Annotated in this window: 10 protein-coding genes; 8 read left to right on the plus strand and 2 right to left on the minus strand. The window is 43.7% G+C overall.

Features of this window, described 5'->3' with window-relative positions:
* The first annotated feature begins 198 nt into the window (after positions 1-198).
* Positions 199-1,038, plus strand: a complete 840-nt coding sequence (locus AC58PQ_RS23300) for a lipoate--protein ligase family protein (protein ID WP_497245827.1) — start codon at positions 199-201, stop codon at positions 1,036-1,038.
* Positions 1,039-1,753: 715 nt separating this feature from the next.
* Here the strand turns inward: AC58PQ_RS23300 and dat are convergent.
* Positions 1,754-2,584 carry a D-amino-acid transaminase gene (gene dat, locus AC58PQ_RS23305; RefSeq protein ID WP_497245829.1) on the minus strand — a complete coding sequence of 277 codons (831 nt, stop codon included), beginning with the start codon at positions 2,582-2,584 and terminating at the stop codon, positions 1,754-1,756.
* Between the two features lie 289 nt (positions 2,585-2,873).
* On the opposite strand from dat, the gene AC58PQ_RS23310 reads away from it, so the two are divergent.
* The 5 genes from AC58PQ_RS23310 to AC58PQ_RS23330 all read left to right on the plus strand — a co-directional run bounded on the left by AC58PQ_RS23310 (position 2,874) and on the right by AC58PQ_RS23330 (position 11,417).
* On the plus strand, positions 2,874-5,504 hold the full coding sequence (locus tag AC58PQ_RS23310) for an adenosylcobalamin-dependent ribonucleoside-diphosphate reductase (RefSeq protein WP_497245831.1): 2,631 nt from the start codon (positions 2,874-2,876) through the stop codon (positions 5,502-5,504).
* A 664-nt stretch (positions 5,505-6,168) separates the two neighbouring features.
* Positions 6,169-7,725, plus strand: a complete 1,557-nt coding sequence (locus AC58PQ_RS23315) for a response regulator transcription factor (RefSeq protein WP_497245833.1) — start codon at positions 6,169-6,171, stop codon at positions 7,723-7,725.
* Entirely contained in the window at positions 7,722-9,455 is a 1,734-nt protein-coding gene (locus AC58PQ_RS23320; protein WP_497245835.1) for a sensor histidine kinase, read from the plus strand. Before AC58PQ_RS23315 ends, AC58PQ_RS23320 begins: the two co-directional genes overlap by 4 nt.
* 50 nt (positions 9,456-9,505) lie before the next feature.
* Positions 9,506-11,125, plus strand: a complete 1,620-nt coding sequence (locus AC58PQ_RS23325; RefSeq protein WP_497245837.1) for a type 2 periplasmic-binding domain-containing protein — start codon at positions 9,506-9,508, stop codon at positions 11,123-11,125.
* Between the two features lie 124 nt (positions 11,126-11,249).
* Positions 11,250-11,417, plus strand: a complete 168-nt coding sequence (locus AC58PQ_RS23330) for an S-layer homology domain-containing protein (RefSeq protein WP_497245895.1) — start codon at positions 11,250-11,252, stop codon at positions 11,415-11,417.
* 52 nt (positions 11,418-11,469) lie between these two features.
* Here the strand turns inward: AC58PQ_RS23330 and AC58PQ_RS23335 are convergent, their stop codons facing one another.
* Positions 11,470-11,856, minus strand: coding sequence for a GbsR/MarR family transcriptional regulator (locus AC58PQ_RS23335; protein ID WP_497245839.1), 387 nt, complete (start codon positions 11,854-11,856; stop codon positions 11,470-11,472).
* Positions 11,857-12,149: 293 nt separating this feature from the next.
* Between AC58PQ_RS23335 and AC58PQ_RS23340 the strand changes: the two genes are divergently transcribed.
* On the plus strand, positions 12,150-13,244 hold the full coding sequence (locus tag AC58PQ_RS23340) for a putative 2-aminoethylphosphonate ABC transporter substrate-binding protein (protein WP_497245841.1): 1,095 nt from the start codon (positions 12,150-12,152) through the stop codon (positions 13,242-13,244).
* 222 nt (positions 13,245-13,466) lie between these two features.
* On the plus strand, positions 13,467-17,822 hold the full coding sequence (locus AC58PQ_RS23345) for a DUF7402 domain-containing protein (RefSeq protein ID WP_497245843.1): 4,356 nt from the start codon (positions 13,467-13,469) through the stop codon (positions 17,820-17,822).
* The last annotated feature ends 952 nt before the right edge of the window (positions 17,823-18,774 follow it).

The following is an 18,774-nucleotide window of genomic DNA, read 5'->3' on the forward strand; positions in this document are numbered from 1 at the left end:
CCTAAACGTTCTGATACTGCGCCACCCTCGCAAACGTCGCATACATGTTAGTATGTCCAGAGAAGAATCTTTCATAACTTTTCCCATATAAGAGTTTTACTGTGAGGTAGAGGTCTGAGGTCGTAACGAGGGGCTGTAGTATGCTATGATAGAGGTTAGTTTTGGGAAAAGCTTGGCAAGAAGGGATGATGAATGGACATGACAGCTTGGCGATTTATACATACAGGAGATCGTTCTCCTGCTGAAAATATGGCTTTAGATGAAGCGATACTAACCGCTCATAGTGAAGGTAAGGTTCCTCCGACGGTGCGTTTCTATGGATGGAATCCAGCTACCTTATCGATTGGCTATTTTCAAAAGGCGGCAGAAGTAGATCAGGAAGCAGTAGCGAACGAGGGGATTGGCTTTGTGAGACGCCCGACAGGGGGAAGAGCCGTTCTGCATGATAAAGAGCTGACGTATAGCATTATCGTGGCTGAGGATTACCCGGGCATTCCACGTAACGTGACCGAAGCATACCGAGTATTGAGTGAGGGATTGCTGCAAGGGTTTCGTGCATTGGGCTTGCAAGCGGAGATGGTACAGCTGGCGAGTGATGAAGAGAAGGAGAAATACGCATCTGCGGGTTCAGCGGCTTGCTTCGACTCACCTTCGTGGTACGAGCTGGTCGTGGAAGGCCGCAAAGTGGCTGGCAGCGCGCAAGTACGGCAGAAAAACGTCGTGCTGCAGCACGGCTCCATCCTGCTTGATATGGATACGGATCAATTGTTTCGGATGCTGCGCTTTTCGAATGAGAAAGTCGGGGATCGGATGAAACAGAGCTTCTTGAAGAAAGCAGTAGCCATTAATGATTTGCTGCGTGCGCAAGGGAAAGCAGAAGTTACACTTAGAGAAGTAGAGGATGCGTTCCGACGTGAAATCGCGCTAGGCCTTGGAGTTGAACTCGTTGAGTCGTCTTTGACGGACTATGAAGTTGAACTAACGGAGCGTCTTGTAAGTGAGAAGTATGGCACGGATGAGTGGAATTTACGGCGGTAGGGGATGGAAGGGATGAAAAGAACGGCTCCGCTGTCCTTCTAGGACTTGTGCGTTTATGGGGGAATCTAGCCGAAATATGATGTGGAACATCGATGTTCTTTCAAGCAAGGGACTGCCCGCATGTAGATGGATCTACATGCGGGCAGTCCCTTGTATATGCTAGAGGATTACATCCTAGCTGCTTATGGCATACTGATTTGAGTTGAATCACCTCAACACCTCAACACAAGGCAAACCTCCTCCAACCCTGCTCCTCGGAAGAGGAATAATGCAAAAGTTATCGCATCAATCCACTGGAATTGGTGGCTGACGGGATGAAATGATGCATAATTGCGTCAATCCGCTGGAACTGTGGGGGATGAATCGATAATGATGAATTGTTAAACTATTCGCGAGCCTATTTCGGATTGCCATTTACCTTAGACATATTTTGGGGTCCAATTTTCCAGTTACTCTATTTCTGAGGGCTGTGGAATCAGGAAAAGTTCCCGTAATTGCACGTAGAAAAGACAGTCCCAGTCGCCATGTCAGATGGCTTCTGAGGCTGCCCATTTGTGTTTAACCAAGTACCAAGCGGTCATCCGAAAGCTTGTTACCGCTGATGTTCTCAAACTCACCGAGAAGCTGCTCCGCTGTGAGATCTCAGAGTGTCGGGAAATTGGAAGGACTGCGATTGATGGTTAAAAGTTAGGGTGATATTCGGGGATGGATCCTTTTAGTTGAGAAAGGTTCTTTCAAATTCAGCTTGAAGTTTCTGGGTGATCGGCCCAGATGTACCTGTACCTATGGTTTGTCCGTCGATTTGTACAATCGGTGTGATTTCTACTGTCGTACCGGAGATAAAAGCTTCATCCGCTTGAAGAAGCTGCTCGGTCGTAAAGGCTTGTTCTTTAACTGGTATTTCTAGCGCATGCGCTAGTCGCAATACCACCGCACGCGTAATACCATGCAAGATCAGATGATTCGCAGGATGAGTGTAGAGAACCTGATTTTTAACCATCATCAGATTCGAGGCACTGCATTCTGTCACTGTGCCTTCCCGATGCAGCACGACTTCTTGCACATCATGATCAAGCGCAGCTTGTTTCGCGAGGACATTAGGGAGTAGATTCAAGGTTTTGAGATCGCATCTAAGCCACCGAATATCGGGCTGCGTGATGGCTTTGATTCCGTTCTGAATCGTGACTAACGGACGTTTTACCTCAGAGCAGTAGGCCAATAAAATGGGCTCAGCCTGTGTCGGGAAAGGATGCGCACGAGGGGCCTCACCCCGGGTGATTTGCAAATAAACCGTGCCTTCGATGAGGTTATTTTGCTGAATAAGCTTGTTTAGAATGTCTATGATTTCTTCCCTCGAGTAAGGTAATTGAAGACGAACTTCGCTGGCTGTGCGAACGAGTCTTTGCATGTGTGCTTCGCCCTCATAAATGAGTCCATTGTAAACGCGAAATACTTCATAAATGCCGTCACCGAAATAATAGCCGCGATCATCAGGTGAAATCTGAATGTCCTTTTTATGTACGAATTCATTTTTATAAAAATACATGTGGGCGCGCTCCTTCATAAAAAAATATTTACGGAACATATGCTCTAATAAATGTCCTGATGTGGTATCCTACTAATAGGGTATCAAAGGAAGAGTGCCGCGTCAAAGCTAGCAAATTCAATAGAAGATTACGAAATTTTATTTTTAGGACTTTTGCCAATGGTTGAACCATATCTTGTGTAGTATAATATTATGGCGATACCATATATTGTGAATTGTTGGAAATCGTTTCTTGCAATTCGTATCTTAATTGCAGCTGAAAATGCAGTCTATTGGGAGGATTATGTACATGGGGAATGTTTTTGAGAGTAAGAAGCTAACGGGATTGAGTGAAAAGATATTTTTGGATCGGTATGCACTTAAGAATGCAGATACGAGTCATGCGAAGGTGGGAGATACCGTTCTCGTTCTGACCAAGGATGATCCCAAATTTCCAGCCAAAGAGGTTGGCGAAATTACGAGTCGTGAAGGAAATACCGTGAAGGTTCGAACACGCAGCGGGGAAACCGTAGAATCTGCCGTTGAGAAGCTAACGTTAAATATGGAAAAAACACCGGAAGAAATGTGGGATCGCTTGGCAGGCGCTATGGCATCGGTCGAGAAGACAGCGGAGAAGCGTCAGGAATGGACAGATAAATTCAGATACATTCTGAACGATTGGAAGCTTGTACCAGGGGGCCGTATTGCCGCTGGCGCGGATGCGAGTGATGAATTGACGCTATTTAACTGCTACGTTATTCCATCGCCGAAGGATAGTCGTGGCGGTATTATGAGCACATTGTCCGAAATGACGGAGATTATGTCACGCGGCGGTGGCGTCGGGATCAACCTATCTTCACTTCGTCCGAGACGCTCGGTGGTGAAAGGGGTAAATGGATCCTCCAGTGGTGCTGTCTCTTGGGGCGGTCTATTTAGCTACACAACAGGCTTGATTGAGCAGGGCGGAAGCCGTCGCGGCGCGTTGATGCTGATGATTAATGATTGGCATCCCGATTTGGAGGATTTCATTACGGTGAAGTCTACGATGGGGCAAATTACGAACGCGAACTTATCCGTGTGCGTCAGTAATGGCTTCATGAAAGCTGTGAAGGAAGATTTGGAGTGGGAGCTAGTTTTCCCAGACACGACGGATCCTGAGTACAATGAACTGTGGGATGGTAATTTAGATGCGTGGAAGAAATTAGGCAAGGCTGTTAAGCCTTATCGTACTGTGCGCGCGCGTGATGTTTGGCACTCGATCATTGAGTCGGCGTGGAAGTCGGCAGAGCCAGGCGTTGTCTTCTTGGAATATTACAATCAAATGTCGAACAGCTGGTACTTCAACCCGATTATCTGTACGAATCCATGTGGGGAGCAGGGACTTCCAGCTTGGGGCGTTTGTAACTTGTCTGCGATTAATATGTCCAAATTCTATGATGCTGAGAAGCAAGATGTGGCATGGGATGAGTTGGCAACAGTGGTACGCTACTCGACACGATTCCTAGATAATGTTATTGATAAAACACCTTATCATTTTGAAGAAAATCGTGCGAATCAGCAAAATGAACGTCGCGTAGGACTGGGTACAATGGGGCTTGCTGAGCTTATGATCCTATTGAAAATTCGTTACGGCAGTCCGGAATCTCTTGTGTTCTTGGACAAGATTTATGGGTTCATGGCGAGAGAAGCTTACTTGGCTTCAGCTGAAATAGCAGGTGAGAAAGGATCCTTCCAAGCCTTTATCGCAGATAAATTTATGGAAAGCGGCTTTATGCGTAAAATGACGGAGGTCTATCCAGAGGTTGGTGAAGCGATTCGTCAGCAGGGTATGCGTAATGTTACCGTTATTACACAAGCGCCAACGGGAAGCACGGGTACGATGGTTGGCACATCCACGGGGATCGAGCCATACTTCGCATTCGAATACTATCGTCAAAGCCGTCTAGGCTTCGATAAGCAGTATGTACCGATTGCACAGAATTGGAAGGATGCGAATCCAGATCAGGAGCTGCCTGATTACTTCGTTACTTCGATGAGCTTGTCCGCCGAGGACCATATTCGTGCGCAAGCAGCGATTCAAACATGGGTAGATAGCTCGATTTCGAAGACAGCGAACTGCCCAGCTGATTTCACCGTTGAAGAAACGAAACGACTTTATGAACTGGCGTATGATCTTGGCTGTAAAGGCGTGACGATCTATCGCGATGGCAGTCGTGATGTTCAGGTGTTAAGCACGAGCTCGGATAAGAAGGATGACGTGAAAGTTGAGGCTCAACCAGAGGTTGCTCCAGTAGCAGTTGCAGCAGAGGCTGTTGTGGAAACAGAAAGTTTTGCTTCTATTTCTGGTAAATTAGCGGTTAATGTGGACGCCAAGACGGAACAAGTCTTCGATAAGCAATACAAGCGCCGTCCGCAAATTCTGCGTGGCGCTACTTATAAAGTGAATACCCCATTCGGTATGGCGTATATCACGATCAATGATATGAACGGCACACCAAGCGAGATTTTCTTGAATGTTGGTAAAGCGGGCTCAGACGTGTTCGCGATGGCCGAAGCACTCGGACGCGTGTGTTCATTGTTCTTGCGCTACGGCGATCACGGGGACAAAGTGAAGCTGCTCGTGAAGCACTTAAAGGGTATTGGCGGCTCCGGCGCCATTGGCTTCGGCAGTAACCGCGTCGAATCGATCGCCGATGCGGTGGCTAAAGCGCTCGAGCAGCACGACGAAGTGATGAGCGAGTCAGACGACGCGCGGAACTACGTGACCGCGACGAGCGAAGTGCTTGAGGCGGCGCCGGCCGCTGCCGCTAGCGGGCACAAAGCTTCGAACGCGACAAGTGTCGCGTCGAAGGACCTGTGTACGTCGTGCGGTTCCGCTTCGCTGGTGAACAGCGAAGGGTGTAAGAATTGTATCAACTGCGGATATAGCAGATGTAATTAGGAAAAAGACAGGGCGGGTGCCCAATGTCATCACATTATTATTAAGTATGCATAAAAATGTATAATTATACATCGCGTGATTCGATGAAAAGCCAGAGAGTTCTCACTAATCTCTGGCTTTTTTGTGTTTAAAGTACCTAAAGTTAATACATACTGTTCATTAAAAATATTTTGTGATATTTGTAATGAAGGAGAAAGAACCCCTTATGTTTAGAAGAATCAAACTACTTCAGAAAAATGAAAACGCGCCATCGGAGAATGATAGGACTCCGAAGTTGGAACGAGTACCAGTATATTTGGATATACTTTCCATAGACTTTAGGAAAGCTTGTGATTTACAATAATATTAATTGTTCTATAGTATACTTACCCAACTTGTAAGTCCATGTTTGACAATTAAAACGACTGATGATTATCTTGATGTATTAATTTCGTCATGTAGGGGCAATATAACGATCCGATATTTAAATATGTACAACATATAAGGTGATTTCCCACCGTTCTTGGAGTTTTTGGTTTAGTTACCGAAGAACTTCTTCGAGATGGGGGGAAGTCCCTTTTTATATTGGGAATCCTTGTGTATGAATGACTCGGATTTATACGAACTGCACCATCAGGTTATCAACTTAAGTAGTTAGCAGTTTATGTAACTGGAGGAGTTAGAAGTGTTTAATTTACTTGTCGTTGATGATGATCGATCGGAAAGAGAAGGGGTTAAATTCCTGATTGATCAATTCGATTGGAATGTAAACGTTTCCGAGGCCGATAGCGGAGAGTCGGCATTAGCATACATGGAGCACCACGAGATTGATATTTTATTGACAGATATTAAAATGAAATCGATGGATGGGCTCCAATTGGCCGAAAGAGTGAAGGAAGCACGTCCTTCCGTGAAAGTCATCTTCATGAGCGCCTACGGCGAGTTCGAATACGCACGTAAGGCGATCGATTTGAATGCCATTCAGTATATTCTGAAACCAGTTGAGATTGGTGAATTTATGCGTGTGGTTTCGCAGGTGATTCGAATGTGTGAGGAGGAGCGCTTAGAAAAAGAGAATTGGGAAAACATACAGGAATTGTACGGGATGGGGCTGCGCTTTGAGAAGCAAAAGGTTCTATATGACCTTGTTCATGGTCGAATTTTACACACGGAAGATGACCTAGAGGATCGTGATTCCGTCATAGGTTTCAGTGGTTTTCAATATTTGCGAATGATCATGATTGACACTGGCGGTCGTTTTTTTGACCGATCGGATTACGATATGGAGCAGACTGTGACTGGAATCATAGATCGCAAGGTCGATATGATCCATCTGAACGAACGGCAGAGTCTTCTTTTTTATGAAGGTAATCGACAAGAATCAGAAGAGGAGCTGCGACTTGCAGGTGCCAAATTGATCGAATGGATCGAAGAAAATAACGGCAAAGATGGATGTATGATCTTTAGCGGCTTGCTCTCAAGACTTCGGCAAATACCCGAGGAGTACGCTGAGATGGAGACGATATTAGCAAACCGTTTTTTTCTGGATGGTGGATCGGTTCTATTTACAGGAGGTACCCAGGAGGGTTTTAAGGGCGCTGAGTATGCCGTCAACATCGTGTTGGAAATGATACAGCTTTTGCAAATATATCATAAAACCGGAGAGAGCATGCGTGAGAAATGGGTTGAGCTAGTTGATATCATCAGAAGTAATGCCTATTATTCAGAAAATGTAGTGAAATATGTATTTACTGAGCTGCTTAAATCTTTGGTGGGCAACCCAATTCAACAGTATGTAAACGATTTCTCAATCGGTTTGGAGAAAATTCACAATGCGATGACATTGAACGAACTACGACAAGTGATGATCTCGGCTATTGAGTCGTCTACAATGGCTCAGGGCAGTTCGTCTGAATCGCATCGCAAAGTAATTGAAGATGTCGTTCGCATGATCGAAGATAACTACAGCTGCGACATCTCGCTCGAAAGCTTAGCTGGGAAGGTTTATTTAAGTCCCGCTTATTTAAGCCGCTTGTTTAAGAAATACAAGGGGAAGAGCATCATCAAATATATCACCTCTTTGAGGTTAGAAAAAGCGGATCAATTGCTGCTTGGGACGAACAAGAAGATTACGGATATAGGCCAAGAAGTCGGTTATCACAATTTCGCCTATTTTTCAGCCTTGTTTAAAAATCAATATGGAAAGACACCTTCTCAATACAGAGAAGAGCAAGGACTATGAAAAAACTAATCGACAGACTAAAATTCAAGCAAAAACTACTATTGTCGTACCTCATCGTTATTATCATTCCGATCTTGGTACTAGGCATCTTCTCGTATGTCCAGTCCATACAACTGTTGAAAAGTCAGGCTATGCAAAATATTGAAAAAAATATCGGAACAGCCTCCGATAATATTGCTTACAAAATCGATCACTTCCATAACCTGGTCAATTTGATTATCGGAAACCGAACTATTCAAGGGATCTTATCCTCCCGAAATGAAGAACAAGCGAACCTTTCATCACTTGCCAATCAATTGAAAGATTTTTTGGACCCTTATTTCAGTATGCTGCTCACGTCAAATAATCGGATTAGGAAATTGACTATCTATACCGATAGCAATATTCCGGAATACGGCGATTATGTACGCTCTTCAGCAGGCGAGCTCAATCAAGTCTGGTATCGGGAAGCGGTCGGCAAATCCGGACTTCACTGGTATGTCAATCATTCCACGAATACTTCTCCTAACGAGCTTGTCGTCGTCAACAAGTTTCCAGAAACGTTCTTGTCAGGCCACCATATCTTGTATATGCGCGTTGTGGCGGATCAAATATTCGAAGATGCCGCGAATCTCCTGCAGGACTATGTGGTGATGATCGAGAGTCCCGAAGGCGAGATCATATACTCGAATGTCAGTAAAGTAAACGGACTCGTGCCTTCCGAGCTGGTTGGCAGGCAGGAAGGAATCTCTGTGTTGGGTGGCATCAAGATGATGGTGTATAAAAGAGAAATAGCCAATACCAAATGGACACTTCATTGTTTCGTTCCCATTCGCCAGGTGTCGGGGGATGCGACTCCAATCTTGTATGCGACCGTTATCATCATCGGTATATGCATTGTCATTCTTCTTGTCATCATTTCAATCTTCACGAGCGGAATGATTCGGCGTATTTACAATCTCAATGGATGGATGGAAAGAGTGGAAAACGGAGAACTGGAAATCGATGTTCACAGCTCTTCCAGAGACGAGATTGGCGAGCTTACCATTCGTTTTGGTAATATGCTTATCCGTATCAAGGAGCTTCTTCGCGAGGTTCGCGGCAAGGAGCTTATTGCATTGCAAGCGCAAATGAATCCACATTTTTTGTACAATACATTATCGTCCATCAACTGGAAGGCACTGAAAATGAAATCTTACGAAATCAGCCACATCGTCACGGCCATGTCGAAGTATTACCGTACGGCGCTGAACAACGGAGAAAATTATACGTCAATCCACAGTGAATTAGAGAATGTGAAATCCTATTTGGATATTATGTTGATCACGAATGATCATAGTTTTGACGTTTCTTACAGTATTAATGAGGAAGTGTACCGATACGATGTGATCAATATGATTTTGCAGCCGCTTGCGGAAAATGCGATCAAGCACGGACTTAACCAGAAGACTGAGGGGAGGGGCCAACTGTTCATATCAGCGAGCCTGGGCACAGAAACGATAGAGATTACCATAAAGGATAACGGGCCGGGGATGGAAGTCGATGTCTTGAACAAAGTGAGGAAGATGGAGTCAATGGGGTACGGGCTTAAAAACGTCAATGAGCGGATCAAGCTTCACTTTGGCACCGCTTATGGAATTACGGTGAGCAGCGAAGTGGGACAAGGTACGACGATGCAGGTCGTCATTCCCATGTTCAGGGAACAGTTGAAACAAGAACCACACAAGGATGCCGAAGATGCGCACGTATAATTTCATTGGATACAAGACATTATGTTAGGTGTAGTGAAGGAGAGGGGTAAATGATAAAAAAGAAGATCGTTTTATCTGTGCTTTATAGTTTTAGCATGCTAGCTATGATGTTAGCTGGATGTTCGAACGAGTCATCTGCTGGGAAGAAAAACAACAAACCGGAATCAAGCAATGCTCAGAAGACCACGAAGTCTGCCGAGGCAAAGCTGCATTTTTGGACGTCTTATCCCGACCAGACGAAAATCGACGGGTATTACATGAATTTTTTGAAAAACAAATTCAATTTTGACGCCGATTTTTATGTGGCATCTCCGGACACAGCCAAAGAGAAGCTGAGTTTGGCAATTGCTTCCGGCGATATTCCAGATTGGTGGAAGAATTTGAATTTCCAGGAATATGACAGGATGGTAAGCCAAGATGTGGTAGCCGAAATCAAGCCAGAGGATTTGAAAAAGTATGCACCGAAATATTGGACCTTCATCACAAAGATATTAGGTGACGATCCGTTTAAATACTTGCGCAGAGACGGCAAGATATATGGACTTCCAGGAATTTTTGACATGGGTCCAACTGGGAAAGTTGTCGGGTTGCGAGAAGATTGGCTGAAGAAAGTTGGAATTTCTAAAACGCCGGAAACGATTGAGGAGATGGAAGATACGCTCACTAAATTCCGAAACAACGATCCGGACGGAAACGGTAAGAAAGATACTTACGGTCTTACAGGAACTGCTTTAGGAGTCGACAGTTTGTTTGATTTTGTATTCGGAGCGTATGGTGTATATCCCGGAGCGTTTATTGAAAATAACGGCAAAATCGTACGCGGCGAGATTTTGCCTGAAGCGAAAGAAGCATTGAAGGTTTTGAACCGTTGGTACCAAAATGGGTTGATTGATCCTGAATTTATTGTTAATAAAAAAAACAATGTTCGAGAGAAAATAGTTCAGGGGAAAGCCGGAGCTATAGTGGATATTTGGTGGGGGTTAGCTCAAGATGGTGTGTTCTGCTGCAATGATACGTATGCAGCGCTTCATAAGCAAAATCCGAATGCAGGGTTCGTCATGACTCCAGGACCTAAAGGGCCGGGTGGGAAGTTCGGCATGGTGCAGTCCAACGCTTTATTCGGAGTAGACATCATGTTTGGTAAGCACCTGGAAAATGATCATAACAAAATGATCAAATATTTGCAGGTATTTGATTATGCTTCCTTTGATATCGATGCTAAAATCGCGGAAATATATGGAGAGGAAGGCAAGACGTTTCAAAAATCGTCTGATGGCAGTTATGAATTTATCCCGCCGTATAACGATAAGAAAGAACGGCAGGAATATGGCTTTGATGCACCATACTCAGTACCGGGGGGGTGGAACGACAATTTTAATGAAGAATTGATTCATTTTACCACGAAAGATAAATCTGTTATTCCCGTTCGAAACAAGCTGATGAACATGAGTAAAGGGAGATATGACATTCTTGGCCCCATAGACAAACCGATTTATAACGATTATATAAAAATGCTGGACAAGCTGACGATGCAAACGTTTACTGATATGATTATTGGCAAAAAACCAGTGGACGATTTTGACAAATACGTTAGTGAATGGAATAAAATGGGTGGCGACAAGGTGATGGCGGAAGCCCAACAAGGTTATGAAAAACTGAAGAAGCAATAAAGTGGTAGAGAAAAGCTGACATTGGTGATTGGACCAGTGTCAGCTTTTTTGCTTGGTTATAGGCAAGGGAGACTTCTTGGATGAAAAAAAAATACACGCGTTCAGTCTGATATTTCTTGTAACAATGATTGTACTTCCATCAGTCAGTATACATGCAACCTCAGGCCCGGCCTTTTTGCTCTCCATCTCGGATGACAGCATTCGCGTTTTTGATGGGTATGAGGATGGATCGTTCCATCCGGATGGCAACATTACACGTGCATGCCCATGCCGAAGTTTATATAAATCTTGAAGAGCAAGATTACGCTCCATATCTGTTATATGTTCGTCAAGAATCAATTTTGTCAACTTAGGAAGCGCTTACTTATGGCTTTGGTTATTACATTGATTTCACGCTGGAGCTTTAGTGTGAAGAAGTTTTGAAACGCAAGAAAAAAATCAACCTCAGCAGCATACAGCTCTTTTCGCTCCTGTTTTTCCTCTAGCTTTTTCACCATTTGGGATTCCACCAATGATCTAACCGCATAACTCATGTTACTTTTACTCATATTCATTCGAATTTTCATCTCATCGAGAGTCATCGGCCGATCTTTAAAGAACATAATCCCGTACAATTGACTAGATGAATGAGTTCCTCCGTACAAATCCATCGTTTCTGCAATAGCATCTATGATGTCTTGTCTGATACGCCCCCTTTGCTCTGATGCGTGATTTCCTTCTTTTTGTGACATTAGAATGCTCACTTCCCTATTCTTGATCGACTGATAGATTCAAAAAAATGTAGGTGTGCATTTACATAATCTTATTAGTGAGTTTACGTTCAGTTGACACACAGAATACGCTTTAAGTGTACAATAATTATTGTACGTAATAGTTAATCGGAAACAAAAAGCAATGTTATCTTGAAATTCCAAAAATGATTGAATTTTTAAGCTTTGCTTCTCTGCTTAATTAGTTCGTATCGACCAACACAATCGAAGTAGATTCGTCTCAAAACTATGATATCGGGAAAAGGGGATTAACGATGAGAACGAAATGGAAATCACTTGGGTCTATGTTACTTATTACTGGATTGTTGGCAGGGTGCGGTACAGCAAAGCCGGTAAGCCCTGCTCCAAACAGCAGCCAACCGAGTCCGACAACAGCAGCCCTTGCAAGTAAACCGGCAGAAATCACTGTCTACTCCGCAATGGAAGAAGAACAAATTAAAACGTATCTTACTTCCTTTAAGTCTCAGAATCCTACGATTAAAGTGAACATAGTTCGTGATTCGACAGGGATTATGACAGCCAAGTTGATTGCAGAAAAGGAAAATCCTCAAGCCGACGTCATCTGGGGATTGGCCGCAACAAGCTTGCTTGTTATGGATGATCAAAAAATGTTGGAGCCTTATGCGCCTAAAGGTGTCGATAAGGTACTCCCTGAATTTAAAGATAAATCGAGTATTCCCAAATGGGTCGGTATTGATATCTGGGAGACAGCCATCATTGTAAACAAGGTGGAAATGGAAAAACGCCACTTGGCGATTCCCCAATCTTATGAGGACCTAGGTAAGCCGGAATACAAAGGATTAATTGCTATGCCGAATCCTGCATCCTCAGGAACAGGATACTTGACGGTTAATGCACTTATCCAATTGTACGGTAAGGATAAAGCTTGGACTTTTATGGATAAATTGCATGATAACATGATGATTTATACCCATTCTGGATCCAAACCTGCGAAAATGGCAGCTTCAGGAGAAGCTCCGATTGGTATCTCATATGGATACAGCGGCATCTTAGAGAAGAAAAAAGGGTCACCGATTGAAGTTATTTTCCCTAAAGAAGGATCAGGTTGGGATATGGAAGCCAATGCATTAGTGAAAAAGAAGGACATTAAGCCGGAAGCGAAGTTGTTCTTGGATTGGGCGATCAGCGCTGAGCCTATGAAGGAATACAATAAAAATTACGCTATCTTAAGTATTAAACAAGAAGGAAATACAATTCCTGAAGGCTACAGTAAAGATCCGGTATCGCAATTGACCAAGTTAGATTTGTATCAAGCTGCTAGAGACCGTGAAGCTGTGCTGGCGGACTGGTCAAAGAAATATGATGCCAAATCAGAGCCGAAAAAGTAGAAGCTGGATTACTAGGGATGCCGAAGTTGGCATCCTTCCCATTTTCGGGAATTTAGTTAAAAAGGAGCATTCGTTATGAAGCCAGGGTATTTATCGCTTCGAAACCTTTCTAAGCACTTTGGGAAGCAAACTGCGCTGACTTTGGATTGCTTTGTTTTTACTCTATTTTACAAGCTTGTTGAACAAACGCTTAAAAAAACTAAAGTATGGAGGTTTTTTGTAGTGAAAAGAGTTATATCCTTTACCCTCGCATCAATGATGTTAATGGGTACTTTATCGAACACCGCAGTACATGCAGAGAGTAACGAAGTAAATGCCAACCCCCTTCTGGCATCGATTAAATTCGACAATAATTTAAACGACGATGCAAACCAAGGGCATTCGTTGACAGCACATGGGAATGTTAGTTATGTAGACGGTGTATTACCCGGGACTAAAGCGCTGCACGTAGAAAGCGGGAATGGCAATTATGTCGGTACGACGCAAAGCTTGAATGTTGGCAATGAGAGTTTTACTACATCCTTCTGGTATAAGGGCGACACGAAGAATAATCAGGTAATCGTATCGAACAAGGATTTTAGTAAGAGCACCAACGCAGGCTGGGCGATTTATACATCAGCCAATTCGGTCAACATGAATTTTGGATTCCCCGCCGCTCCAGTAAATTTTGGGCGCGACACGTTTAATGCTTCCACTTGGCGTTACGTGACATTTGTTGTAGACAGAGATAAAATGCTCGGGACGTTGTATATTGATGGTTACGAAATGGCTGAAACATCGCTGGGGCTCGGATCATTAGATACATCGAACCCATTGAATATAGGCAGCGACGGAGTGGGCGGCAATGGTAGTAATTCATTCGATATTGATGATCTGAAGGTTTGGAAAGGTGCAATTAGCAGCGATGTAGTAAAAGCTAATTATAAAAGTTACGGTTTAAATAAAGTAGTTATGAAAGCACTTAACGACACCATAGCAGAAGCGAATTCACTTATTGCAGGCGGTCTCGGCAACGGCTTCAGCCAAACCGATTTTGATTATTTGAAAAAAGTTTTCAATACGGCAACTACGGTTGCAACAACGCAAAATGTAAAATTATATACACAGGAAACCATCAATTATTACGTACGTGAACTAAGCAACGCCATATTCATTTATCAAAAAAGCAATAAAACACTAACTCCCGCCGATTTAAATATAGCGGATATCAGCGACCCGGAATACAATGGTAATGCTGTAAATACGCGTCAGGAAGCAGATATTAGAAAAAGCTTGCAAGTATTTCCGCAGGCCGACGTTATTGTGCAGCCTGGCGACATTACCGGCGGTAACAACGCCAATGAATATGTGTGGATGGGTAGTTTTAAAACCGTATACAACAAACTTAAAGCTGAGGGCTTATTTAACACGACGAAGTTCTATGTAGTAAGAGGCAATCATGATATGGGCGGCTCCGAAGCCTTCATACCTGAAGGTACGGCGGGCGCGTGGAACGAATCAACGAATTCGTACAATAATGATTTCTCTAACAGTGCTTATAGGGTAAAGATAAAAGGATATAATCTGATTGGTTTTGATGCAAATGTTAACAACAGTAACACGGTGGGAAAAGCCACCAATTTTCTCAACCAAATTAAAAGTGAACCGGATTATGATCCGAAAAAACCTATACTTGCCATGTCTCACTACCCGATAGGCGGAACCGTGTGGTCACAGCAATGGAGCAGCGGTGCAAGTAATAGTTTCGGTAAATTTATTGCCGACAATAACTTCTCGCAGGTGTTTTATATGTCAGGTCATACGCAATACGACCCGACCGACGAACGTTCTCTCTTTCAAGGCTCGGCTACGTTCCTCGATTCCGGTGGGTCGAACTATTCCAGTTATATTGATGGTGGTCCGTACGGCGGATATATAGAAGGCTCGTATATTGCATATAATACCACACCTCGCATCTCGAATTTCATGGAGATTTACGGTACGAAAATTATCATCAAACAGTATAATTTAGCTACAGATGAATTTGTAAGCATACCACGTGTAGTCAACGTTGGCGATGGCAAAGATGCCTTTACCTATAACAAGAGCGATACAAGAGATCTCATAGCTCCGCACTTTGACGAGGGTATTAAGATCGATTCCTTCAATAACGGCGAAGTTAATTTTACACTAAAGCAAGCAAATGACAATGTGCGCAATTTGGAATATAATATTCAGCTTATCAACAGGCTCACGGGGAAAGTGGACAAATCGTTTAACAGCCTTTCGCTGCCGCTAGAGAAACCATACCAAGAAAACAGGCAATATAAGTTCACAGGTGTGTCGCCGACTACGCCATATATACTCAGGGTATTCGCCGACGATTCCATGTATAACCGTTCATCGCAGGACATTGAACTTAATGTTAACAGTGGTAAGTTAAGCAGCATCACTGCGCCTGCTGCCCTAACAGAGGTGGAAATCGGAACGGCGAAGACAACGGGCGCCCTTGGATTGCCAGAGACAGTATCCTTGTTTACCGATGAAGGCAGGGGGAATGCCTATGTGACATGGAGTCTAGATTCTTCAGACTATGATCCCACTGCAAAGATTGGACAGACCTTCACTGTAAATGGAACTATAACTTTGCCAACTAGGGTGGCAAATCCCAATAACGTGCCTTTGGCAACAAGCATTAACGTAACTGTAAATAAGATCTCAACGTCGACCGCCACAATTACCGCTTCATCGTATAGCGGTAGCGATTCTCCCTCCAAAGCGTTCGATGGCATCATAGGGCAAACCGAATGGATATCTAGGGGAGAACAGAATCCATGGATCCAGGTGAATTGGCCGACGAATCAAACGGTCAACAAGATTTTTTTCTATGATCGGCGCAACAAAGACGACTGGGCGCAAGGCGGAACGCTTACTTTCAGCGACGGAAGCACTTTGACGGTTTCAGGAATCCCGAATGACGGGAGCGTTTATTTTGTAACTTTCCCTAATAAGAAGGTGACATGGGTCAAATTCCAGGTAGCCGGTTTTGGACCGGGGAATCTCGGTTTGTCGGAAATGAAATTTATCACGCCGGTGCTTCCGACTGGGGTACCTTTGAATCTCATGAACATCAATGCGCCGGTAGCCATCACAGGAGTGAACATCGGAACGGCAAAGACAGCGGACGCCCTTGGATTACCAAAGACAGTATCCATGGATACCGATGTATACAGTGTGGATGCTAATGTGACATGGCATGTAGATGCTTCAAACTATGATCCCACTGTAAAGACAGCACAGACCTTCACTGTTAATGGAACTGTAGCTTTGCCAACACGGGTGGCAAATCCCTACAACGTGCCATTGAAAACAAGCATTAGCGTAGCTGTACAATTTGTTGGTAAAGTTGAAGCAGAAAATTATGTTGCTATGTCTGGGATTCAGTTAGAGAACGCCTCAGAGGGTACAAAAAATGTAGGATATACAGATCCGGGAGATTGGATGGACTACGCTGTAAATGTGCCAGAGACAGGTGTTTATAAGCTAAATTACAGGGTATCTGTAAACACTGGGAATACAGGCAGAGTTAATTTCCTTGTAGATGGTGTTTCTCAAAAAATAACATCGCTGCCGTCAACCGGGGGTTGGCAGAATTGGAGTACCGTATCCGACGAAGTTTCCTTAAGTGCCGGCCAACATACGATAAGGCTGCGCGTAGAAGTAGGCGCATGGAATATTAACTGGTTTGAGCTGGTTGCACCGCCAGCGCCAGCAACACCAAAGTCTACATTGACAGGTGTACAGCAGGTACTTGCTGGCCAAACCTTCACTTTGACAATGGGACTGAGTGACGTTACGCAAAGCGTATATCAGCAAGTGTACGCCCAAGATTTCACACTACAGTATGACCCTGCGAGTGTACAGTTCGATTCGGTGACATCCCTGGTAAACGGTTTCCAAGTCATCGATAAAAATGATACAGTTCCGGGACAACTCCGTATTTTGGTTGCAAGTGCGGGCGTGAACGTGCCTGCTCAAGGCGATTTGCTATCCATCCAATTTAAGGCCAAATCTGTCACCCAGGCAACCAATACAACAATTTCTGTAGACCAAGTTAAGATTGCTAATGCACAGGGGAATGAACTGCAGGTAGGTAGCTCCTCACGCGAGATACAAATAACTCTACCAAGCATCCCTGTAGATAAGTCGCTCTTGAACGATGCGATCACAAGCGCTCAGGCGAAGTACGCTGCAGCTGTGGAAGGAAATGATGACGGACTGTATGTGATTGGCTCCAAAGCTTTATTGCAGTCGGCTATTGATACGGCCCGTGCAATAGCGAATAATTCAAACGCGACGCAACAGCAGGTGGATAATGCGAAAGCTGCATTGGAAGCAGCCGTTCAATCGTTTGAAAGCAAGTTAATAACCGCAGATTTCAATGGAGGTGGTGTCTCAATTGGAGACTTGGCTTCCGTAGCAGCCTCTTACGGCAAAGAACCAGGTCAAGCGGGCTGGAATGAGAAAGCGGATGTCAACCATGACGGCAAAGTAGACATTACAGACCTTGCCATTGTAGCCAGAGCGATCTTGCAATAAAACAACTTTAATTGTAGGTAAGCAGAATCTCATAGTCGCTATACAGTACCTGTACGAAAAGTACTGTATAGCGACTATTTTCGTTTATCTCATTTCACTTCAATGAGATATTTATTTTATGTATTAGTCACCAAATGAAAACGCTTTATTTCTAATCCAGAAGTTAGAGATCATCTGTTAGATCTTCATTGGCAGATTAGGGGGGGAGATCTAGTATCTCTCCCTTTTATTTACACACGCTGACAAATAAATTCCTGATTGATCCTTTTTTAAGATAATTGGCTAAGGGCGTTATTGAGAAGCTTGCTAACGTAGGGGGGATTGCCGGTTACGAAAACGGATTCTCTAAGCCGGATCAAACAATCAGCCGAGAGGAAATGGTCGTTATTTTAGGAAAACGGATGCTTCGCTAACATCGCGACGGCGTACCGAGCATAGGTAAATTAGTAAATGTGAGAAAGTGTGAAGGAACAAGAAAGATGTGTCTTAAAACGAAATAAATGATAAATATACCTCATTAAAAGCGATTATCCTTTCGGTTACTATAATGAGTGAAGCCCTTTCAACATTGAAAGAGCGAAAGGTCTAGTAATGCGATATATCTTACATTTTTGAAGGAGGATGAATTCTGGACGGGAAAGCTGCATTTGTTATTCAAGGGTCATTTATGATTTCGAACTGATGAAGAAGAAGACTGGCGAGTAAATGGGTTTCTTCCCACTATCTAACAAGGCAGTATCTGGAAATATTCCTCTTGGTAAAAGAAAACTATTCCAAGGTTACAAGGCTATTACGATTTGGGGTGCCAAACTATGTGATCTTGAAAGGATGACGAGATGCTAAATTTTCTGAATATTTCCACTATATAAGTACGTAACAGTGTATTTCCAAACAATTGTTGGAAATAAAAAATTCAATTACATGAAGGAGTTACTTCAGGATCTTGTTACGC

Source organism: Paenibacillus sp. J22P143, assembly GCF_059692035.1.